The organism is Clostridium sp. USBA 49, from assembly GCF_900167505.1.
Lineage (GTDB): Bacteria > Bacillota > Clostridia > Clostridiales > Clostridiaceae > Clostridium_AT > Clostridium_AT prolinivorans.
This window is the reverse complement of record NZ_FUYD01000004.1, coordinates 1-22,764: the sequence shown is the minus strand read 5'-3', so window position 1 is coordinate 22,764 and position 22,764 is coordinate 1. Positions and strand designations below refer to the sequence as shown.

Sequence of the window (22,764 nt, the reverse complement as noted above, 5' to 3'; positions counted from 1 at the left end):
AGAGTATTTTATTGTAAGAAAATTTGTATTTAAATAACATTAATTTTAATATATAAATTATTAAGAGGTTTGTATGAGAATTTTAGTTGACGCTGATGCCTGTCCTGGGAAAAGTATAATTGAAAAATTGGGAAAAGAATATAATATTGAAATAATTATGTATTGTGATTTAAATCACGTACTATATAGTGATTATTGTACTATAAAATATATGGATAGTGGATTTCAAAGTGTAGATATGGCTATAGTAAACGAAGTAAAAGAAAATGACATTGTTGTATCTCAAGATTTTGGAGTAGCAGCTATAGTACTTTCTAAAAAAGCTTTTGCTATAAACCCTAAAGGTTATATATATAGTAATGATAATATAGATAACCTTTTGCTAGAAAGACATATATCAAGTAAGATAAGAAGAAGCGGCGGGAAAACAGTTAATCCTAAAAAAAGGAGCAAAGAAGATGATGAAAGACTTTATAATAATTTATTAAAGCTTATAAAGTTAAATATTATTTAAAAAAATGAAAATTCCGCTTTAGACCTAGATTCTACTAAAAATAGTTATATAAATAAAATATATTATAAAACAAAGCCTAAATATAAAGTTAATAATAGTTATAACATTTATATTTAGGCTTATTTTTATCTATATAATACCATTATACTTATACTTTCCACTAATACATTATCAGAAACTTTTTTTATAACATTAGTACCAGAAATATGTTTATCAGTAACTATGTTCCAAACTCCTTTAGGAATAGGCAATATTATATTATATTTATTTGAGTTATAAATAACTAAAATATCTTTCCAAATGTCTTCATTAGCATAATTTTTAAGAATAAAAGCTATGGAATTTTTAGGAGTATCTAAAAATTCTAAATGATTTTGTATTTCTTCTCTTGAATTCATTCTAAAAGCGCTATGTTCTTTCCTTAGTTTTATTAGACCTTTATAGTATTCAAAAACATCTTTAAATTCAAATTTTCTATTCCAATCCATCCAATTTATATAGTCATCTGAACGTACACTGTCTTCTACATTATACTTTGTTCTGCAGAATTCTGCTCCAGAATGTAAAAAAGCTATACCTTGACAAGTTAAAACTATTGCATTTGAAAATTTTTGTATTGACTTTAAAGTTTCTATATCATCTTCAGGGTTAGAAAGATTTATTTTATCCCATAATGTATTATTATCATGAGATGATACATAATTTATGGATTGATCAGGAGTTTGAAATAAGGAATTTCCTCTATTAAAATAATCTGTACATCCAACAATACAATACTTTATTATATCTTCCATATTTTCTCTTCCACTTGCAAACCCTTTTTCTTCTTTTATAAAAACACTGCCTCTTACTGCATTTCTTATAGTATCATTAAAATGACCTATATGAGGAATTTTATTTGCATTTAACTGATTTGCTTTTATATCTTCTGGAAGTAAAGTATTTAAAACCCAACCTTCTCCATAAAGCATAATAGGTTTATTAAAACTATTTAAACTTTCTCTCACTTTATTCATTGTTGTAATATCATGAATACCCATTAAATCAAATCTAAATCCATCTATATGATATTCATCTACAAAATAGCAAACAGAATCTATTATAAAACGGCGCATCATAGGACGTTCAGAAGCTGTATCATTGGAACATCCACTACCATTTGATTGAGTTCCATCTTCATAAAATCTAAAATAATAACCTGGGAAAATTTTTTCTAAATTATCAGTTTTCAAATCAAATACATGATTATAAACTACATCCATATTTACCCCTATTCCATGTTTATGAAAAGTATGAATTAAAGCTTTAAGTTCTAAAATTCTAGAGGTAGGATTATAAGGATTAGTAGCATAGCTGCCTTCAGGCACATTATAATTTTGAGGATCATAACCCCAATTATATTTTATAGGATTTTTTTCATCAGTACTTATATAGCTGAAATCATATATAGGCATGAGCTGAACATGAGTTACTCCAAGCTCTAATATATGACTTAATCCAGTAGATAAACCTTTAGATGATTTTGTGTTTTCTTCTGTAAGGCCTAAAAATTTTCCTTTATTTTTTATATTGCTATCAGGATGCATTGATATATCTCTTACAGAAATTTCATATATTATTGCATCAGTAAAATTATCAAGTTTTAAAGAAGGCTCATTAAAAAAATCTTCGGGATTAGTTTTACTTAAATCAATAATAGCTCCTCTAAGCCCATTTATTCCAACAGCCTTTGCATAAGGGTCTACGGCTTCATTTATATTTCCGTATACATTTACTTCATATGTATAAAATAATCCTTCCAAATCTTCTTTTAAGTTTAAAGACCAAACACCATCTTGCTCAGTCATTTTAAATCTTCTAGGTACTTCCTCGATTTCTATATCACCATTTTTATATAAAAGTAAATCTACAGAAGAAGCAGCTGGAGACCAAACTCTGAATAAAGTTTCAGATTTACTATAAAAACAGCCTAATGGAATATCTGTATAATATCTTTTATTAAAGCTTTGAGAAGTAAATATTTCTTTATATAAAGCTCTAATTGTTATATCATTATAAGTAACATAACAATAATATTTTATGTTTATTTCTTCATTTAATAATACATAAAAATAGTTTTCTTTTTCTATAATTTCCTTTATATTTAAAAATTTTTCTCCATTTTTTATAATTAAGCAATTTTTATCTAAACATACTTTTTCTTTAAATATGACTTTAATTTTGTTAAAATCAATAATCGAAACATTAAACATTAACATATATCTCCTCATATAATAAAAAATTCAAATTATATAAACATTTTAACCTATTAAACGATATAATTAAAGGGGGGAGTAAATAGTAAATATAATATAAACCTTAATATAAAATACTATAACAAATTATGGAATTATAGTATAATATATAAATAAGTTCAATATTAAAATAGGCTTTTTATAATTTAAAAATTTTGGTTTTGTATTATATATATTCAAAGAATAAGATAAATATAGTTTAGAAAAATAATAATATTAAATGTTGACTGCTATAAAATATAAGGTTAGAAACAATATAAACTGTATATGGGGATTAATTTACAGCTTATTGCGAGTTAATCATAGTACTATATTAAACTTTGAAGCTTTATATATAATATATATAAAAAGCCATTAATTATGAGCTTGTTTATTTTTAAAATGAGGTATATCATATAAGCAAGGGAGATATTGCAATGAATGAGATAGGCATAGCTTTTAATTTACAAAGTCCGCAAGAAAAAAATAAGGACATAAAAATATATATATCTGAAAAAAAAGAAGATAATCTTTTATATAAATTTATGATTGGATGCGATGGAGCATGGGAAACATTAAGAGATTTTAGCCCTGAAGAAGAAGTTATTTGGACTCCTCATAAAGATGGAAGATATACAATTATGGTACAAGCTAAAACATTAGATAGTGTTAAGTCTTTTGATTATGTCTCAAAAGCAGATTTTATTATAGGCAAAGAAGAAGAAAAAATAATAAATAATATATATTTAGATAAGGAAGAAATAGTAAAGGGAGATAAAGTTACATTAACTATAGAAACCAAAAAATTAGATCTGGTTTTTAGATATTACATAAAAGAAAAGGATATATGGAGGCTTATAAAAGATTATAGTGCTGAAAATACTTTAACATTTATTGCTGATAAACCAGGGCAAAATGAAATTTTAGTACAATGTAAAACATTAGATTCAAAGAATAAATTCGATGAATGTGAAAATATACTATTTCAAGTTGAAGAAACAAAAAAAGTTGAAATTATTAATTTTAAATGTTTAATAGAAGATATTATAGTTGATAATGAGCTTGTATTTGAAGTAGAAACATCTTGTAAAGATGGTAAAACTATATTATATAAATTTATAAAAGTTGCAGAAGATGGAAGCAAAGAATGTATACAAGATTATTCTAATAAAAATATAGTAAGCTTTATTGAAACTAAAAAAGGAGATTATAAGCTTTTATGTCTTGTAAAAGATATATATTCTCCAAGAGATTATGATGATATAGCAGCTTTAAATTATACTGTTAAACCTTATAAAGACATAGTTATACAAAGTTTTACCAGTGATTTAAGCTCCCCTCAGGTTTGTGAAACATGTATAAATTTTAAGGCAGTGGTTTTTGGGGGCAAAGAGCTTCAATATAGATTTAAAATTGATGGCAACCATCCAGAAGATTCAGGTTACATAAGAAATAGTAATTTTTTATGGAAAACTAAAAAGCCTGGTAAATATAAAATTGAGCTTTGGGTAAAAGATGTTTCTTTTGATGGTAATTATGAAAAATCAGCAGTAATGAATTTTATAATTGAAGAAAAAAACTTAGATCCTATTATTATAAGTAAGGTTGTATTAGATAAAAATAACAAAATATTAATAGGAGAGACTATAAATGCTAAAGTAATCGCTTCTGGAGGCATAGAGCCAAGATACAGTTTCAATGTAAAAAAAGAAGGCAAAGAAATAGAGAAAATAAATTTTGGTACATGTAACTGGGTTAATTTTACACCGGAAGAAAAAGGAGTTTATGAGCTTGAAGTAAGGGTAAAAGATAAATATTCAAAAAGAAATTATGATAGTCACTCTATAGTTTATATTGAAGCTTTTGATTATATGCCTGCTTCAATTGATTATATATTACATAAAAAGAAGGAAAATTATCAAATAGGAGATATAATAGATTATGAAATTATAACTCAATACACACAAAAAACTCTTGTAAAATATGTTTTAAATATAAATGGACGTAAAGTAGAAGAAACAGATTATGTTAAAGATAAAAATTATTCTTTTATTCCTAAATGCAGCGGCATATATACTTTAGAAATTTATGCTAAAAACGAAAAAAGTGATAAAGAGTTTGATTGCAAGAGAGAAATAAAAATTAATGTTTATGATGCTCCTCCTATAAGTAATATAAAAATATCATGTGATAAAAAATTTTTAAAAGTAAATGAAACTGTAACTTTTAATGTGAGCTGCGATGGTGGACAAGACGTTCTTTATAAATTTTATATTATGGAGCAAAAAAATTGGAAATTAGTTCAAAATTATAGCAAAAAAAATTATTATAGTTTTATGCCATTTCATAATGGTGTATATAAACTTTTGGTTTTATGTAAAAGCGGATTAAGAAAATGTGATTATGAAGATTACGATATAATTAAATTTCAAGTAGAATAAAAATTAAATTTAATAAATGTCGAGGTGAAAAGATTTGAATGTAGAAAATAATAATCAAAGTACTATACAGAAATTTTTAGAAATACAGCTTTTAACTCAAGCATTTAAAGGTATTTTAGGAGAAAATTCATCTTCTTTTCAAGTTGTTTTTCAAAGTTTGATAGATAACATGAAAAACAATGAAAATGAAATAAATTTATTAGGTTTATTAGGAGAAGATTTAAATAAATTAAATTATACTGAAATTCAACCTGTAAAATTTATAACTAATATGAAGGAAGAAATCAATGGTGATATAAAAAGCAACAATATTACTATTGAAGAAGCAGTAGAAAAAGCTTCTAAAAAATATAATGTAGACAAAGATTTTATTTTAGCTATTATAAAGCAAGAATCAGGATTTAATCCTAACGCTAAGTCAAGTGCAGGAGCTATGGGACTTATGCAGCTTATGCCTAGTACTGCTAAATCTTTAAAAGTTACAGATCCTTATGATATCGAGCAAAATATAGATGGTGGTACCAAATATTTAAGAAGCCTTTTAGATATGTATGGTAATTCAAAAGAACTTGCATTGGCAGCTTATAATGCAGGTCCAGGAGCAGTAGCAAAATACAATGGTATACCAAAATATAAAGAAACTCAAAACTATGTAAAAAAGGTTATGAGCTATTATAATAAGTAAAAACAGTCTTAAACAGGCTGTTTTTTATTTTATTAAAGGTTATAATATATACAAAGAAAGTGAGGTATATAAATGGAAAGGTTAGATAAAATTTTAGCTAATTTAGGATATGGATCAAGAAAGGAAGTAAAAGCCCTTATAAAAAATAAAGAAGTTGAAATAGATGGTGTTATTGCTAAAGATAGTTCAATGCTTATAGATCCTGAAAAAAGTGAAATTAAGGTATGGGGTGATGTAGTAAATTATAGGAAATATATATATTTAATGATGAATAAACCAGATGGAGTAGTTTCTGCAACTTTTGATAAATATGATGAAACTGTTATAGATTTAATTGAAGATGAATATAAAGTATTTAATCCTTTCCCTGTAGGAAGATTAGATAAAGATACTGTAGGGCTTCTTTTAATTACTAATGATGGTGAATTAAATCATAAATTAATATCTCCTAAATGGCATGTTGATAAAGTTTATTATGCTGAAATAGATAAAGCAGTTGATGAAAATGATGTAAGAGCATTTGAAAAAGGTATTATATTAGATGATGGTTATAAATGTATGCCTGCTAAACTAGAAATATTAAATTCTGGGAGAGATGGTTCAGAAGTTAAAGTCACTATTCAAGAGGGTAAATTTCATCAAGTTAAGAGAATGTTTAATAGTTTAAATAAAAATGTAGTGTATTTAAAAAGAATTAGTTTTGGACCTATTAAACTTGATGAAAATTTAGAAGAAGGGCAAAGCAGAGAATTGTCTAAAGAAGAAGTAGAAATGTTAAAAAATATCACCAGTCAGCTTAAAAATGAAGGATTATCATTCATTTAATATGTCATTTACAAATTTATATTGCAAAAGTATTGCATTTTATATATAAATTTATTATAATAATCTTGCAAGGATAAATAAAAAGAATTAATAGCCCCCTTTTTATTTATTAATAAAACAGTCCAGCCCCAAGGACTGTTTTTCATTTTTTGATTTAATTTTTAAATTAAAAAATGAAATTATGGTTTCATATGAATTTTATTTAAACAAGTAAGAATTTAATATTTTTATATACTTTTTTGTTTAAAGAGTTAAGTTTACTTTGAAATATATATTAAAAAATGTTAGAATAAATACATATAATGTAATAATCCGAGCAGGGAATATCTTGGAGGTAAATATGTCAGATTATAATTCAAAACTTAAAAGTAAGGAAATAGATTTTTTATGTGAAGCTATTTTAAGTTTAAAAAATAAAGAAGAAGTATATAGATTTTTTGAAGATATATGTACTGTAAATGAAATTAAAGATTTAGCACAAAGGCTTCAGGTTGCAAAGATGCTTAAGCAGAAAAAAACTTATCTTGACATAGCAAATGCAACTGGAGCAAGTACAGCAACTATAAGCAGAGTTAATAGGGCTTTAAATTATGGCAGTGATGGATATAATCTTGTTTTTGAAAGAATTAATTGGAAAGAAGAGTAAATAAATAATAAATTAAAAATGTTTCTAAATAGCCACAAATTTTAGTGTTTTTCTTTTAATTAAACTTTAGTAAGTTTAATTAAAACACTTGATTTGTGGCTATTTTATGATGCCATTGTTTTAATATAATTAAAATATGATATAATGATAGGTATGTAATAAATAAATGTTTATATTTTCTATAAAAGGAGAGAAAAATATGGACTTACAAAAGCTTTTAAATAAAGAACAATATGAAGCTGTTACAACTATAGATGGTCCACTTTTAATACTTGCAGGAGCAGGTTCAGGGAAAACTAGAGTTTTAACTTATAGAATAGCACATATGATAAAAGATTTAGGCATTTATCCTTCTTCTATACTTGCAATTACATTTACAAATAAAGCAGCAGGTGAAATGAAAGATAGGATTAGAAATTTAGTTGGTTCAGAAGTTGATAATATGTGGGTTTCAACTTTTCATTCCAGCTGCGTAAGAATTTTAAGACGTGAAATAGATAAGCTTGGATATAATAAAAATTTTGTTATATATGATACATATGATCAGAAAACATTAATTAAGCAGTGTATAGAAGAACTTAATAATATAAATGAAAAAGAGATAGATATTAAAGAAATAATAAATAAAATTGGAGATGCAAAAGATAAATTAATTTCTCCAGAAAAATTTAAAATAGAATATGAACATAATTATAGAATGAATAAAATTGCTGACGTATATATGCTTTATCAAAAAAGGCTTAAAGCAAATAATGCTCTTGATTTTGATGATATTATATTTAAAACAGTACAGCTTTTTAGAGAACATAAAGATGTATTAGAATTTTATCAAAGAAAATTTAAATATATTATGATTGATGAGTATCAAGATACAAACATGGCACAATATGAATTAGTTAAACTTTTAGCTGACAAACACAGAAACATATGTGTTGTAGGTGATGATGATCAAGCAATTTACACATGGAGAGGTGCAGATATTCGCAATATTCTTGGATTTGAAAAAGATTATCCAGAAGCTAAAGTAATTAAGCTTGAGCAAAATTACAGGTCAAAGGCAAATATTTTAAATGCAGCTAATTCTGTTATAAGAAATAATTATGAAAGAAAAGATAAAGTTCTTAAAACTACTAATGATTTAGGAGAAAAAATAAAAATATATAGAGCTTTTTCTGATACTGATGAAGGAAATTTTGTAGCTTCTGAAATAAAGAGATTGATAAGAGAAGAAGGTAAAAATTTTAGCGATTTTGCTATACTTTATAGAACTAATGCACAGTCTCGTATATTTGAAGATACTTTTATAAAAAATGATATTCCATACAGACTTATTGGTGGATTGAAATTTTATGATAGAAAAGAAATTAAAGATATATTAGCCTATTTAAGACTTATTAATAATCCTGTTGATGATATAAGTCTTCAAAGAATTATTAATGTTCCAAAAAGGAGTATTGGAGAAACAACAGTTGCTAAAATACAAGAATTTGCAAATAGCAATGAAGAAGCCTTATATAGTACACTTTTAGATATAGAATATGTTCCAGGACTTACACAAAAGGCTATAAATTCTATAAATAAATTTGTAAGCTTAATAAATGGATTTATTAGACAAAAGGATGAAATTCCTGTTTCAAAACTTATAGAAACAATACTAGAAGAATCTGGTTACTTAAAAGAGCTTAAAGCTTCAAAAGATGTAGAAGATGAAAGCAGAATAGAAAATCTCAAGGAATTAGTATCTGCAGCTGTAGAATTTGAACAGACTTCAGAAGATACAAGTTTATCTGCATTTCTTGAAAAAGTTACATTGGTTTCAGATATAGATAATTTTGATGAAAAAGCTGACAGTGTTGTACTTATGACTATTCATAGTGCAAAAGGTTTAGAGTTTCCAGTAGTATTTATGGTTGGTATGGAAAATGGAATATTTCCAGGAGCAGCATCTTTAAATAGCGAAAGTGAAATGCAAGAATCAAGAAGACTATGCTATGTAGGTATAACTAGGGCTAAAGAAAAATTATATATGACTTCTGCTGAGGTAAGGAGAGTATTTGGGAAAACTGTAGCTTATTCACCTTCTGACTTTTTAAGTGAAATACCAAATGAACTTAAAGAATATATAGGAAGTCAAAGTTATAAGCAAAAAGTTGAAGAAAATAAATTTTTTAATAATAAATTATTTAATTCTAATAATATTAATAATATAGGAATAAATTCTCAAAGTTACAATTCAAATAAAAATTCTTCTTTAGAAAGTCAATTATCAGGTAAAACATTGACAATTAATGAAGCTACTCTTGGAAGAAAGGTTAGGCATGCTAAATTTGGAATTGGAACTATAGTAAGCGTTGCAAAAGATGGAAATGATGTAAAATTAACAATAGCTTTTAATACACATGGAATTAAAAATTTTATGCTTGGATTGGCACCACTTGAAGCAATTTAATGGAGGGATTTCATGGTAGATAAAGATATTAAAATAAAAAAAATACATGAACTTGTAGAAGAACTTAATAAACATGCCTATAATTATTATGTTTTAGATAATCCTTCTATTTCAGATAAAGAGTATGATGAAAAATATGATGAACTTTTAAAATTAGAAAAAGAGACTAATTATATTTTACCTTATTCACCAACTCAAAGAGTAGGGGATATTGTATTATCTGAATTTCAAAAATATATACATAAAGGTAGGCTTTGGAGTCTTGATAAAGCTCAGTCTTTAGAAGAACTTGAAGATTGGGTTACTAAAGTTAAAAAATTTGTATATGAATATAATATAAGTCACGAAGAAAAATTACCTGAATTAAAATTTGTAGTTACTAAAAAATTTGATGGACTTACAATAAACTGCACATACGATAAAGATGGAATATTAATAAAGGCTGCTACAAGAGGCACAGGAAGCGTGGGAGAAGATATTACACCACAAGTTAAAACTATAAAAACCATTCCTTTAAAGATAGATAATGATTATCTATTTGAAATTCATGGAGAAGCTATAATGACTAAAAAAGCTTTTAATGAATACAACAAAAATGCTGAAGTTCCACTTAAAAATTTACGAAATGGTGCTGCAGGGGCTCTTAGAAATTTGAATTTAAAAGAAACAGCTAAAAGAAATCTTTCAGCATTTTTTTATGATATAGGATATACAGAAGGAGAACCATTTAAAAGTTATATAGACATGATGAATTTTATTAAAGAAAAAGGGTTCCCAGTTGACGATTATATAAAAGTTTGTACAAATTTAGAGGAATTAAAAACTGAAATAGATTATATTAAAAATATAAGAGATGAGTTAGATTATGATATAGATGGAGCAGTTATAGTAATTGATGATATTAAAACCAGAGAACTTTTAGGATATACTGTTAAATTTCCTAAATGGGCTATAGCTTTTAAATTCGAAGCACAAGAAGCTACAACAAAGCTTTTAGATGTTGAATGGAATGTAGGACGCAGTGGAAGAGTTACTCCTACTGCAATTCTTGAGCCAGTTGAGCTCGCTGGTGCTACTGTAAAGAGAGCAACTTTAAATAATATGGATGATATAAAAAGAAAAGGTGTAAGGATTGGATGTGATGTTTTTGTACGTCGCTCAAATGATGTAATTCCTGAAATAATGGGTGTTGTAGAAGATACATTAGAAGGCAGCAAAGAAATAGAACCCCCTAAATATTGTCCATATTGTGGCAGCGAACTTATACAAGAAGGAGTTCATTACTTTTGTGAAAATACTTTATCTTGTAAACCTCAAATGATTAAAAGTATTGTTCATTTTGGAAGTCGTGAAGCTATGAATATTGAAGGATTTAGTGAAAAAACAGCAGAAGCTCTTTTTGAAAAATTAGATATTAAGTCTATTGCAGATTTATATAGGTTAAAAAAAGAAGATTTACTTAAGTTAGAGAAATTCGGAGAAAAAAAAGCTCAAAATTTATTAAATGCTATAGAAAAAAGCAAAAATTGTGATTTATCGTCTTTTATATATGCTCTTGGAATACCTAATGTAGGGAAAAAAACTGCTTTAGATTTAGCTAAAAATTTTAAAACATTAGAGAATTTACAAAAAGCTGATTTTGAAGAACTTACTTCCATTCAAGATATAGGAGATATAGTAGCAAAAAGTATAATAGAATTTTTTAAAGAAGAAAAAATAGCAAATAGTATAAATGAACTTTTAAATTTAGGTATAAAACCTTATTTTAAAGATATTACTGCAATAGAAAATACTTTTATGGGTAAAACTATAGTTGTAACAGGAAGTTTAAAAAATTATAGCAGAAGTGAAATAAAAGAAAAGCTTCAAAATTTAGGAGCTAAAGTTTCAGAAAGTGTAAGCAAAAAAACAGATTATGTAATTGCAGGAAAAGATCCTGGTTCTAAATATAATAAAGCTTTAGAACTTGGAATAAAAATATTATCAGAAGAAGAATTTATTTCTATGCTGTAAAATATTTGTAAATATATAGAAAAACTCTTTACAACAATTAAAATTAATATTATTATATATTGTGGATAAAAACTTTATTTTTTAAATATTATTCAAAATAATTTATAATTATTTTGAAAAAGAGAGGAAGGCATAGTATATGATTAAAAAAGCTATAAACATACTAGGCTGGATTGGAGTTTTATTTACATTTTTAGCTTTAATACTTACAATGCTTTCAACATATCATTTTGTGTACATAAAATATTTTTATGGATATTATACTCTTCAGTGGTGTTTATTTTTTACCATGATAATTTGGGGAGTAAAAATTTTTTACTTAAAATCCAGTTTTAAAGATTTAGTGTACACAGGGATTTGTTTTCTTATGGCTTTTGGCTCTGTAATTTTTAGGTTTATGAGAGTACAATAAATTACTAAAAATACATCAATATTTTTATATTGATGTATTTTTTTAGTATTGTAGCCTAAAAAACTTTATTTTGTGGTAAAATATTAATTATTATAAATGGAAGAGGTGGGAAAATGTCAGTTACTAAAAAAGATGTAGAATATGTTGCAGAACTTGCTAGATTAAATTTTACAGAAGATGAAAAAGATGCTCTAATACATGATTTAAATAGTGTATTAGGATATATTGACAAATTAAATGAATTAGATACTGATAATGTAGATATAATAGTAAATCCTTATTATATCGAAAATAGATTAAGGGAAGATGAAGTTAAACCATCTATGGAACTTGAAGATGTGCTATCAAATGCACCAGATAAATTAGAAGAATATTTTTTAGTTCCTAAAGTTATAGAATAGATTCTTATTAAAAGGAGGAAATTTTAGTGGAACTACATAAGTTAAAAGCTCATGAATTAAAAGAGCTTATAGATAAAAAAGAAGTAAAGGTAGAAGAAGTTACTGAAAGCTTTATAAATAGAATTGAAAATATAGATAAAAACATAGGAGCATATCTTTATTTAGCAAAAGAAGAAGCTATTGAAAAATCAAAAGAATTAGATAAAAAAATTGCTAAAGGAGAAAAATTAGGAGCCTTAGGGGGATTACCTATAGGTATAAAAGATAATATAAGCGTTAAAAATATGCAAAATACTTGTGCTTCAAAAATGTTAGAAGGATATAAACCTCCTTTTGATGCAACAGTAGTAGAAAAATTAAAAAAAGAAGATGCTGTTATATTAGGAAAATTAAATATGGATGAATTTGCTATGGGATCTTCTAATGAAAATAGTGCGTATAAATTAGTTAGAAATCCATGGGATTTAGAAAGAGTTCCAGGAGGTTCTTCAGGTGGATCTGCTGCTGCAGTTGCAAGTTTTGAATCTCCTCTTACTCTTGGTTCTGAAACAGGAGGGTCAGTAAGACAGCCTGCATCCTTGTGCGGAGTTGTAGGATTAAAACCTACTTATGGAAGGATATCAAGATATGGTCTTGTTGCTTTTGGCTCAACACTTGATCAAATAGGTACTTTAGGAAGAGATGTAGAGGATTGTGCTCTTGTTACACAATATATTGCAGGTTTTGATAATAGAGATTCTACAACAGCAGAAGTTCCTGTTCAAGATTATTCAAAAAGCTTAACTAAAGATATAAGAGGTAAGAAAATAGGAGTACCAAAGGAATATTTTGAAGAAGGATTAAATGAAGATGTAAGAAAAACTATTATGGAAGCTATTGATGTTTTAAAAGAAAATGGAGCTATAGTAGAAGAATGCTCTCTTCCTCTTTCAGAATATGCTTTAGCAGCTTATTATATAATTTCAAGTGCAGAAGCTTCATCAAATTTAGCTAGATTTGATGGCATTAGATATGGGCATAGATCTAAAAATTTTAATAATGCAATTGATATATATTATAATTCTAAAAGTGAAGGTTTTGGTAAAGAAGTTAAAAGGAGAATAATGCTTGGAACATATGTGCTTTCAGCAGGCTATTATGATGCTTATTATAAAAAAGCTTTAAAAGTAAGAAATCTTATCAAACAAGATTTTGAAAAAGTATTTAAAAATTATGATGCTGTTATATCTCCGACTACTCCAACACCTGCTTTTAAAATAGGAGAAAAGTCAAAAGATGTACTTTCTATGTATTTGTCAGATATATATACTGTACCTGTAAACATAGCAGGTATACCTGCTATATCAGTACCTTGTGGTATGGTAAATGGACTTCCAGTAGGACTTCAGTTTATGGGGAACTATTTTAGAGAAGATGTATTATTTAATTTAGCTTATAGTTATGAACAATCAACTAAATGGCATAATATGGAACCGAATATTTAAAGTACTTACAGGAGGGAAGATAATGAAATACGAAGCAGTCATAGGGCTGGAGGTTCATGCAGAACTTTCAACAAATACTAAGATATATTGTTCATGTACAACTGAATTTGGAGGACAGCCAAACACACATGTATGTCCAATATGTTTAGGTCTTCCAGGCTCACTTCCTCAGCTTAATAAAAAAGTTGTGGAATATGGTATAAAAGCAGGCCTTGCATTAAACTGTAAAATACATAATGTAAGCAGAATGGATAGAAAAAATTATTTTTATCCAGATAACCCTAAAAATTATCAAATAACTCAAGATGAAATTCCATTATGTTATGATGGATATATAGAAATTGAAACTTCAGATGGAGATAAAAAGAAAATAGGTATAGAAAGAATACATATAGAAGAAGATGCAGGAAAACTTCTTCATACTTCAGCAGGAACTTTGGTAGATTATAATAGAGCTGGAGTACCTTTAATTGAGATAGTTTCAAAACCTGATATAAGAACTCCTGAGGAAGCCACACTTTATCTTCAAAGATTAAAAAGTATATTAAGTTCTATTGGAGTATCTGATGTTAAAATGGAAGAAGGATCTTTAAGGTGTGATGGGAATATATCTGTAAGACCAGAAGGTAGTAGTGAATTTGGAATTAAATCGGAAATAAAAAATATGAATTCTTTTAAAGCATTAGAAAAAGCATTAAATTATGAATATAATAGACAGGTTAAAGCGTTAAATAATGGAGAAAAACTTTCAGTTGAAACAAGAAGATGGGATGAAACAAAAGGTGAAACTGTAGTTATGAGAAGCAAAGAGCAAGCAAATGACTACAGGTATTTTCCAGAAGGTGATTTGGTAACTCTTAATGTAAGTGAACAGTGGATAAATCAAATAAGAGAAACAATACCAGAGCTTCCTCATGAAAAAGCTGAAAGATTTGTTAAAGAATATGGTATTCCTAAATACGATGCTGGAGTTTTAACTTTATCTATGGATATGGCAGATTTCTTTGAAGAAACTGCTAAAGAAAGTAAAGATGCAAAGGCTGCTTCTAATTGGCTTATGGGAGATATTTCAAGGCTTATGAATGAAAATAACATTACAGTTTCTCAATTAAAGTTTACGCCTAAAGATTTAAGTGATCTTATTAATCTTATTAATACAGGAGTTATTTCAAACAATATAGGGAAAAAAGTTTTAGAAGATATGTTCTTTTCAGGAAAAAATCCTAAGATTATAATTGAAGAAAAAGGACTTATTCAAAATAATGATGAAGAGGCTATTCGTGAAGCTGTAGTTAAAGTTATACAGTCTAATCCTAAAGCTGTAGAAGATTTTAAAAATGGTAAAACTAAAATTATTGGATTTTTAGTTGGAATGGTTATGAAAGAAACTAAAGGTAAAGCTAATCCTCAAATTGCAAATAAATTAGTAGCAGAAGAATTAAATAAATTAATATAAATATAGAAAAATTAAATAAATTAATATAAATATAGATGCTCAATAAGAAAACTAAATTATAGCCTAGTAAAATAATAATTAAAGGGGTAATATATTTTACTCCTAAAAGAGAGAAATTATTATTTTGCTAGGCTTATTAAATTTTAAAGCTTTGGACATCTAAAATTTTTATTTAAATTTTATAAGTATATATTCATAGATACTAATTTGATTAAATTTATATAATAATGGCTAAAATTAAAATATATAATTTAAAAAGCTACAGTTGGGGGAATAAACTTATGAAAAAATATGTTTTATGCTTAATTATATTTATGATGTTATTTTTTAATGGTTGTATTGAAAAGAAAACAAATGCATCTTTTAAAGATAGTAGTAGAGTCAATAATTATTTAATTTATGATTTAGGAGATATTCCTAAAGATTTAATTCAGTTAAATGAAAACAATATAAGAGAAATGGATTTAATTTTGGCTGTATTTGAAGGTTTAGTTAAAGTAGATGAAAATGGGGAAATTGTTCCAGGTATTGCAAAAGATTGGATTATTAGTGAAGATGGTATAACATATACATTTAATCTTAGAGAAAATGCTAAATGGAGCGATGGCACAAAAATAAAAGCTGAAGATTTTGTCAATTTTTTCAAAGAATTTTTAAATCCTAATAGAGAAAACATATATGCATATCAGTTATATTCTATATTTGGTGCAGAAGAATATAATAAAGGCAAAAAAAATTTCGATAATGTTGCTATAAAAGCACAAGATGAGAAAACTCTTCAAATAAGATTAAATTCTCCTACAAGTTATTTTTTAGAAATCTTAAGTCAGCCTATATACACACTTAGAGAAATGGATAAAGGACTTGAAAAATTTAGAGAAAATTATAAAAATATTAAATATACTGGCCCATTTAAAATAGATGATATATCTTTAAATGATGAAATTACACTTTTAAAAAATGGCAATTATTATGAACCTTATTTTGTAAAAAGTGAAAAAATATACATAACTTCAAGTAAAAGTAGTGAAAGTGCTTTAGCAAGTTTTAAAAATTCAAATATTAATATTTTTATGGATCCACCTATTAATGAAATTAAAAATCTTATTATAGATGAAGAAGCAGAAGTTATACCAATTAATAAAGGGTCTAGTATTAATTTTAATTTAAAAAGTAAGAGTATTATAAAAGAAAATGATTTTAGAAAAGCAGTATTATCTTCTATTGATAAGAAAAATTTAGTTGAAAAAACTTTAAATGGAATGGTTGTAGAGGCAAATTCTTATATACCTTTTAATGATAAAAATAATAAAATTTTAGATAAAGAAATTAATAAAAATGAAGATTATGATAAAAGTACAAGTTTAAAATTAATTTATTTAAATAGTATTGAAAATAAAAAGGTATGTGAAGCTATAGCTAAAAATATAAAAGATAAATTAGGATTAAATGTAAAATGTATTGGATATAATGAAGATCAATTTTTAGAAAATATAAAAATAGGAGATTATGATATGGTAAAAGTAGATTATTCTTTACTTTATAAAGATCCTCTTTCAGTTTTTGAACCTTGGACTTCAAGTTCAAATTATAATTTATTTGGATATAATAATAGTGAATTTGACAAATTAATATTTAAAGCTAAATTTGAAAAAGATAAAAATATAAGAAAAGGAACAATAGAACAAATAGAAAAAATATTCATTAACGATACTCCTAGCATACCTCTATATTTTTATAACGCTGTACTATGTAGAAAAAATAATGTAAAAGGAGTATATGTAACTTCAGAAGGTAATGTTAAATTTGACAGAGCTTATATAGAATAAATACATTTTATAATATAATTAATTCAGGCAAAAAGTTTATGGAAATTTTAGCTGATGCATAATTGTTAGAGAATTTTGATGTTGATATGTATTTTAGATTGGTAGAGAAGATGATGGTGTGTGAAGGTGAGAAGATAATAGTTAGCTTGCTTGATGGGACGGAGCTTTAAGTAAATAAATCAAAGTAAAAATGATAAAATGAGAATAGAATTGAAAAAATGAGCACATTTGTATTAAACAGAAAGAATGAACTACAATTACAATACAGTTATGAGGATATTGAAATTTACAGATAATCATAATATCTAACAAAATAAAAAAATACTATGCTGTGCAAAATAGATTATGCACAGCATAAGTTTAGAAAACATATTTATTGTAGATTTAATTATAAACTAGATTTTATTTTGCAATACTCCTGCTTTATTTATAGATTCTTTTAAAACAAAATAAGGACAATTATTTGTAAGATTTAATAAATTTGTTGAAGTTGAAATATAATTAAGTGAGCATTTCCCGTTTACACAATAGGTACAGTTTTCCAAACAGCTTATGTTTGTCATAACAGCATCACTCCACTTATCTATATTATTTTTAATTATTTATAGTTTGTTCTTAATAGTGTTTTTTATGTTACGTAAAATTAGTGTTTAAATGTTAAAACCACTAAATATTTGTATAATATAAACTTATAAATTATTTTCGTTAAATATTTTAGTAATATAAATTATAAGAAAAAATATAAATAAATTTTTAGAACTATCAAAAGTAGTTTTGCCTTGAGAGAAACTGCCTTTTTTCTTATTATAAGTAATATTTTTTATAAAAATTGGAGGAAGTTCACAAATTTCAGGGCTTGGAACAAAAGACATTCTAAAAAATTGTTCATCAAGTAAATTTTCAGCTTTTGCAGAAAAATTTTCGTACCTTTCTACATCATCTAAATTAGGACTTTGAGGCCAGCTTAAAATAAGTTCTGAATCTATAATCTGACGTTTAAAAATATCTATTATAATCATATCGCTGTCTTTGCTTTTTTCAATTAAATTATTATAACATAACATAGAAATAAGATAAGACAAAATTTCTAAACATCCATAAGATATTTCTTTTTTTTCACAAGGTTTTATAAATATTCCAAGTTCAGGATCGTACATATCTAATAAAACTTTAAATATTTCTTCACTTATGTCTTTAAATTTAAGTATATTTGTACTTTTATAAAAAAGAATAGAGTTTATCAATGTTAAACAGATTTCTTCTATTTTAATATCTGATTTACTTGAAAAATCATTATCTTCAATTAAAAATTCCATTAAATCCAGAAGAAGTATTTTTACTTCTGGAATATTTGAATATTTATAAAACACATTAAAAGCGAAACATAACTTTATAAGTTCTTCTCTAGAGCAAAGGTACAATTCATCTTTATATTCTAAAAACATTTTTAAAATATCCATTGAAAAGTTTCTATATTCTTCTCCACATTTAGTTTTATCAAATAAGGAATATTTATAAAAAGCTGTCATTTGAATAGCCTGATCAGAATATTTGAATTTTTTATTTTTTTCTTCAAATTTAAAATCAGAATTTAAGTTATGAGATACATTCTTTTTATCTACAAATACTCCTTCTATGTTCCTAAAATTAGTTGCATAAAATTCCAACTGCCTTTTGCATAATATTAAGTATAAATTACTTAAAGAGTATTTTTTATTATCTATATCTTTAAATTGATTATAATACTCTATAAGTTCAAGTAAACATAAAGTCATAAATCCATTACTTTCAATATTTATTTCTTTTTTTAAAGCATCTTCATCAAAGCAAAGATTATTACCAATGCTTATAAGTTTAGGATGAGCCTTTTTGTATATACACAAAAGTGGAGAAATAGAGTTAATTATGTTATTATCAATATTAGGAAAGTTTCTGCTTTTTAATTCACTTTGAGGAATAGTTATACCGCATCTAGAGGTTAAAGTTAAGTACTTTATAGCTTCTTTTGAAAGATAAAATAGTTGTTTTTCAACTTGGTTACTTTTTAAAGAGTTTATTCTTAGAAAAGGTCCTATATAATTCAAAATATACACCACCAAAAAATTAATCCTTATATAAATAATATGAAGTGAGTTTTAAAATTGTGCTTGTCCGCTTTATAAGAAAGGAGATTTTTATGAAATCAGGTAAATTAAACTGGGATGATTTAAATAAAATTATAAAAAATAATAGAAGTGTTAATAGAAAAGAAGTTAAGGTAAGACCTGGTATAGGTGAAGATTGCAGTATAATAGATTTTGGAGATTATGAATGTGCATTATCTACAGATCCTATAACTGGTACTGAAAGAAATATAGGCAAATTAGCAGTTCATATAAATTGCAATGATATAGCTTCAACAGGTATAGAACCATTAGGAATACTTGTAACAATACTTGCTCCAGAGGGAACAGATATTGAACAAATTGATTCAATTATGAAAGAGATAGACGAAGAAACAAAAAAATTAAATGTAGAAATATTAGGAGGACATACTGAAATAACTAAAGCTGTTAATAAAATTATAGTGTCATGTACTGCAATTGGTAAGGGTAAAAATAATACAGCTATTTCTACATCAGGAGCTAAAATTGGAGATGATATTATAGTAACTAAATCCATAGGTATGGAGGGCACATATATAGTAGTAAATGATTATTTTGAATACATAAAGGATTTATTGTCTTTTAAAGAAATTATAGAAGTTAAAGAATATATTAATAAGATAAGTGTAGTAAAAGAAGGAGTTATAGCTGGTAAGTTTGGGGTAAATTCTATGCATGATATAACTGAAGGGGGAGTACTTGGTGCTCTTTGGGAAATGGCAAAGGCTAGTTTAGTAGGATTTAAAGTTTATAAAGAAAAAATGCCTATAAGTACTTCAACTTATAAAATATGTAATAAATTTGATGTAAATCCTTTAAGATTGATATCTTCAGGAAGTATGCTTATTACAACTAAAGATGGTGCAGCTCTTATAGAAAAATTTAAAGAAAATGGAATTAACGCTTCTATAATAGGTAAAGTTACTAAAGAAAAAGGTATACTTGTAGAAAACAATGTTGAAATTGAGGTTGAACCTCCAGAAAGAGATGAATTATTTATTATAAATGAAAAAATTAATAAGTTTGGTATATAATGATTAATATATAATTATAGTCTATGAATTTTAAAGGAGGAAAAAATGCGTATAGATGGAAGAAAAAATGATCAGTTAAGGCCTGTTAAAATAACTAGGAATTACATAAAACATGCAGAAGGATCTGTACTTATTGAAGTAGGGGACACAAAGGTAATATGTACTGCTTCTATAGAAGATAAAGTTCCACCATTTTTAAAAGGTAAGGGAGAGGGCTGGATTACTTGCGAATACAGCATGCTTCCGCGTTCTACGCAAGTTAGAAAATTAAGAGATATATCTAAATTAAAAATAGATGGAAGAACTATGGAAATACAAAGGCTTATAGGAAGAGCACTTAGATCCGTTGTAGATTTAAAAGCTATAGGAGAAAAAACTATATGGATAGACTGTGATGTTATACAAGCTGATGGAGGTACAAGGACTTCTTCTATAACAGGTGCATTTGTGGCTTTGGTAGATGCTGTAAATAAGCTTCATAGAGAAAAACCTTTTGATGTTTATCCTATTAGAAATTTTGTAAGTGCTGTTAGTGTAGGAATTATTAAAGATATGAAATTATTAGATCTATGTTATTTAGAAGACTCTAATGCTAAAGTAGATATGAATATAGTTATGACTGATGAAGGAGAGTTTATTGAAATTCAAGGTACAGGAGAAGAAAGTCCTTTTTCAAGAAAAGACTTGGATGAACTTCTTGCTTTAGGAGAAAAAGGTATAAAACAAATTATTCAGATACAAAAGGATATTTTAAAAACAGATTGTTTATGGATAGGGACTGGTGAGAATAAATGAAGAAACTTATAATTGCAAGTAATAATGAACATAAAATTAAAGAAATAAAAGCTATTTTATCTGAGTTTCCTATAGATATAATTTCATTAAAAGAAGCAGGAATTAACATAGATATAGAAGAAGATGGGACTACATTTATAGAAAATGCATATAAAAAAGCAAGTGAAATATTTAAAATTAAAAAAGACTGTATGGTTTTATCTGATGATTCAGGACTTTCAGTTGATGCTTTAGGAGGAGCTCCTGGAGTTTATTCTGCAAGATTTGCAGGAGAACATGGAAATGATGAAAAAAATAATAAAAAGTTGTTATCACTTCTTAAAGGCAAATCTTTTGATGAAAGAAAAGCAAAATTTATAAGTGCTATTGTACTTATTATAGATGAAAATACCGTTATAAAAGTTCAAGGAGAAGTTGAAGGATATATAAAAGAAGAACCTGCAGGGGAGAAAGGTTTTGGATACGACCCATTATTTTATTTTCCTAAATTAAATAAAACTTTTGCTCAAATGAGTGAAGAAGAGAAAAATTCAGTAAGTCATAGAGCTAAAGCACTTAGAAAATTACAAGAAGAATTAAGAAAGTATTATAAATAAAATAAAAGGTAGGGAAGTATTAAATGCAAATAGCAGTAATAAGTGATACTCACAGAAATACATACGAATTAAAAAAATTGAAAAATATAGTAAAAAATATAGATATAATAATACATCTTGGAGATAATGTAGATGATGTAAATATTCTTAAAGATGGATTTAATGGTAAAATTATCAATGTAAGAGGAAATTGTGATTTTGTAACTTCTGTACCTGTAGAAATATTAGAAGAAATAGAAGGTAAAAAAATATTTATTACTCATGGACATAAATATAATGTAAAATATGGGCTTACAAATTTAAAATATAGAGCAGAAGAATTAGAAGCAGACATAGTTTTATTTGGGCATACACATGAATCACTTGTGGAATATGAAAAAGGAATATGGTTTATAAATCCTGGAAGTGCTTCTCTTCCACGTGATTTTTGTAAAAGTATAGCAATCTTAACAATTGAGAATAATAAAATAGATGTAAATTTGAAAAAACTATAACAAAAAAATTTAAAATAACTATTGACGAATTTAAATATATCGTGTAGAATAATCTATGTCGTCGGGAGTTCGGCAATAACTTCCACGATAACGGGGTGTGGCGCAGATGGGAGCGCGCGTGGTTTGGGACCATGAGGTCGCAGGTTCAATCCCTGTCACCCCGACCAAAAATTTAAAATAATTTTATATTTTACATGCGGGTGTAACTCAATGGTAGAGTTCCAGCCTTCCAAGCTGGCTACGAGGGTTCGATTCCCTTCACCCGCTCCAAAT

Annotated in this window: 19 protein-coding genes and 2 tRNA genes; 18 read left to right on the top strand and 3 right to left on the bottom strand. The window is 26.2% G+C overall.

Annotation, left to right across the window (positions count from 1 at the left end):
• The first annotated feature begins 73 nt into the window (after positions 1-73).
• Positions 74-514, top strand: a complete 441-nt coding sequence (locus B5D11_RS05280) for a YaiI/YqxD family protein (RefSeq protein WP_078682008.1) — start codon at positions 74-76, stop codon at positions 512-514.
• Positions 515-639: 125 nt separating this feature from the next.
• On the opposite strand, the gene pulA is transcribed toward B5D11_RS05280, so the two are convergent.
• Positions 640-2,766, bottom strand: a complete 2,127-nt coding sequence (pulA, locus tag B5D11_RS05275) for a type I pullulanase (protein WP_127836529.1) — start codon at positions 2,764-2,766, stop codon at positions 640-642.
• A gap of 458 nt (positions 2,767-3,224) precedes the next feature.
• On the opposite strand from pulA, the gene B5D11_RS05270 reads away from it, so the two are divergent.
• The 11 genes from B5D11_RS05270 to B5D11_RS05220 all read left to right on the top strand — a co-directional run bounded on the left by B5D11_RS05270 (position 3,225) and on the right by B5D11_RS05220 (position 17,428).
• Positions 3,225-5,228, top strand: a complete 2,004-nt coding sequence (locus tag B5D11_RS05270; protein WP_078682006.1) for a triple tyrosine motif-containing protein — start codon at positions 3,225-3,227, stop codon at positions 5,226-5,228.
• A 34-nt stretch (positions 5,229-5,262) separates the two neighbouring features.
• The gene (locus tag B5D11_RS05265) at positions 5,263-5,913 is read left to right on the top strand and encodes a lytic transglycosylase domain-containing protein (RefSeq protein ID WP_078682005.1); all 651 of its coding nucleotides are present in this window, start codon (positions 5,263-5,265) and stop codon (positions 5,911-5,913) included.
• A gap of 72 nt (positions 5,914-5,985) precedes the next feature.
• Entirely contained in the window at positions 5,986-6,738 is a 753-nt protein-coding gene (locus B5D11_RS05260; protein WP_078682004.1) for a pseudouridine synthase, read from the top strand.
• A 340-nt stretch (positions 6,739-7,078) separates the two neighbouring features.
• Entirely contained in the window at positions 7,079-7,384 is a 306-nt protein-coding gene (locus B5D11_RS05255; protein WP_078682003.1) for a YerC/YecD family TrpR-related protein, read from the top strand.
• A 199-nt stretch (positions 7,385-7,583) separates the two neighbouring features.
• Positions 7,584-9,833, top strand: a complete 2,250-nt coding sequence (pcrA, locus tag B5D11_RS05250; RefSeq protein ID WP_078682002.1) for a DNA helicase PcrA — start codon at positions 7,584-7,586, stop codon at positions 9,831-9,833.
• Between the two features lie 12 nt (positions 9,834-9,845).
• Entirely contained in the window at positions 9,846-11,846 is a 2,001-nt protein-coding gene (gene ligA, locus B5D11_RS05245) for an NAD-dependent DNA ligase LigA (protein ID WP_078682001.1), read from the top strand.
• A gap of 139 nt (positions 11,847-11,985) precedes the next feature.
• Positions 11,986-12,258, top strand: coding sequence for a hypothetical protein (locus tag B5D11_RS05240; RefSeq protein WP_323052673.1), 273 nt, complete (start codon positions 11,986-11,988; stop codon positions 12,256-12,258).
• Positions 12,259-12,371: 113 nt separating this feature from the next.
• A complete protein-coding gene (gene gatC, locus B5D11_RS05235; protein ID WP_078682000.1) occupies positions 12,372-12,659 on the top strand; it encodes an Asp-tRNA(Asn)/Glu-tRNA(Gln) amidotransferase subunit GatC in 288 nt (95 codons plus the stop codon).
• Between the two features lie 26 nt (positions 12,660-12,685).
• Complete coding sequence (gene gatA, locus B5D11_RS05230) at positions 12,686-14,143, top strand: Asp-tRNA(Asn)/Glu-tRNA(Gln) amidotransferase subunit GatA (RefSeq protein WP_078681999.1); 1,458 nt, start codon at positions 12,686-12,688, stop codon at positions 14,141-14,143.
• Positions 14,144-14,165: 22 nt separating this feature from the next.
• Positions 14,166-15,599 (top strand): Asp-tRNA(Asn)/Glu-tRNA(Gln) amidotransferase subunit GatB, encoded by a 1,434-nt coding sequence (gene gatB / locus B5D11_RS05225; RefSeq protein ID WP_078681998.1) that lies wholly within the window; start codon positions 14,166-14,168, stop codon positions 15,597-15,599.
• A gap of 281 nt (positions 15,600-15,880) precedes the next feature.
• Positions 15,881-17,428, top strand: coding sequence for a peptide ABC transporter substrate-binding protein (locus B5D11_RS05220; protein ID WP_180376958.1), 1,548 nt, complete (start codon positions 15,881-15,883; stop codon positions 17,426-17,428).
• Positions 17,429-17,823: 395 nt separating this feature from the next.
• Here the strand turns inward: B5D11_RS05220 and B5D11_RS12530 are convergent, their stop codons facing one another.
• Together B5D11_RS12530 and B5D11_RS05215 are read right to left on the bottom strand one after the other, a co-directional pair.
• Positions 17,824-17,991, bottom strand: a complete 168-nt coding sequence (locus B5D11_RS12530; protein ID WP_127836524.1) for a hydroxymyristoyl-ACP dehydratase — start codon at positions 17,989-17,991, stop codon at positions 17,824-17,826.
• A 126-nt stretch (positions 17,992-18,117) separates the two neighbouring features.
• Positions 18,118-19,521 (bottom strand): hypothetical protein, encoded by a 1,404-nt coding sequence (locus B5D11_RS05215; protein WP_228201967.1) that lies wholly within the window; start codon positions 19,519-19,521, stop codon positions 18,118-18,120.
• An 83-nt stretch (positions 19,522-19,604) separates the two neighbouring features.
• Between B5D11_RS05215 and B5D11_RS05210 the strand changes: the two genes are divergently transcribed.
• From B5D11_RS05210 to B5D11_RS05185, 6 genes are all read left to right on the top strand, one after another.
• A complete protein-coding gene (locus tag B5D11_RS05210; RefSeq protein ID WP_078681995.1) occupies positions 19,605-20,606 on the top strand; it encodes an AIR synthase family protein in 1,002 nt (333 codons plus the stop codon).
• Positions 20,607-20,651: 45 nt separating this feature from the next.
• Complete coding sequence (gene rph / locus B5D11_RS05205) at positions 20,652-21,401, top strand: ribonuclease PH (RefSeq protein ID WP_078681994.1); 750 nt, start codon at positions 20,652-20,654, stop codon at positions 21,399-21,401.
• Entirely contained in the window at positions 21,398-21,997 is a 600-nt protein-coding gene (locus B5D11_RS05200) for an XTP/dITP diphosphatase (protein ID WP_078681993.1), read from the top strand. Before rph ends, B5D11_RS05200 begins: the two co-directional genes overlap by 4 nt.
• A 23-nt stretch (positions 21,998-22,020) precedes the next feature.
• A complete protein-coding gene (locus B5D11_RS05195) occupies positions 22,021-22,491 on the top strand; it encodes a metallophosphoesterase (RefSeq protein WP_078681992.1) in 471 nt (156 codons plus the stop codon).
• Positions 22,492-22,582: 91 nt separating this feature from the next.
• Positions 22,583-22,658, top strand: a tRNA-Pro gene (locus tag B5D11_RS05190).
• A gap of 29 nt (positions 22,659-22,687) precedes the next feature.
• Positions 22,688-22,761: transfer RNA gene (locus tag B5D11_RS05185), tRNA-Gly, on the top strand.
• The last annotated feature ends 3 nt before the right edge of the window (positions 22,762-22,764 follow it).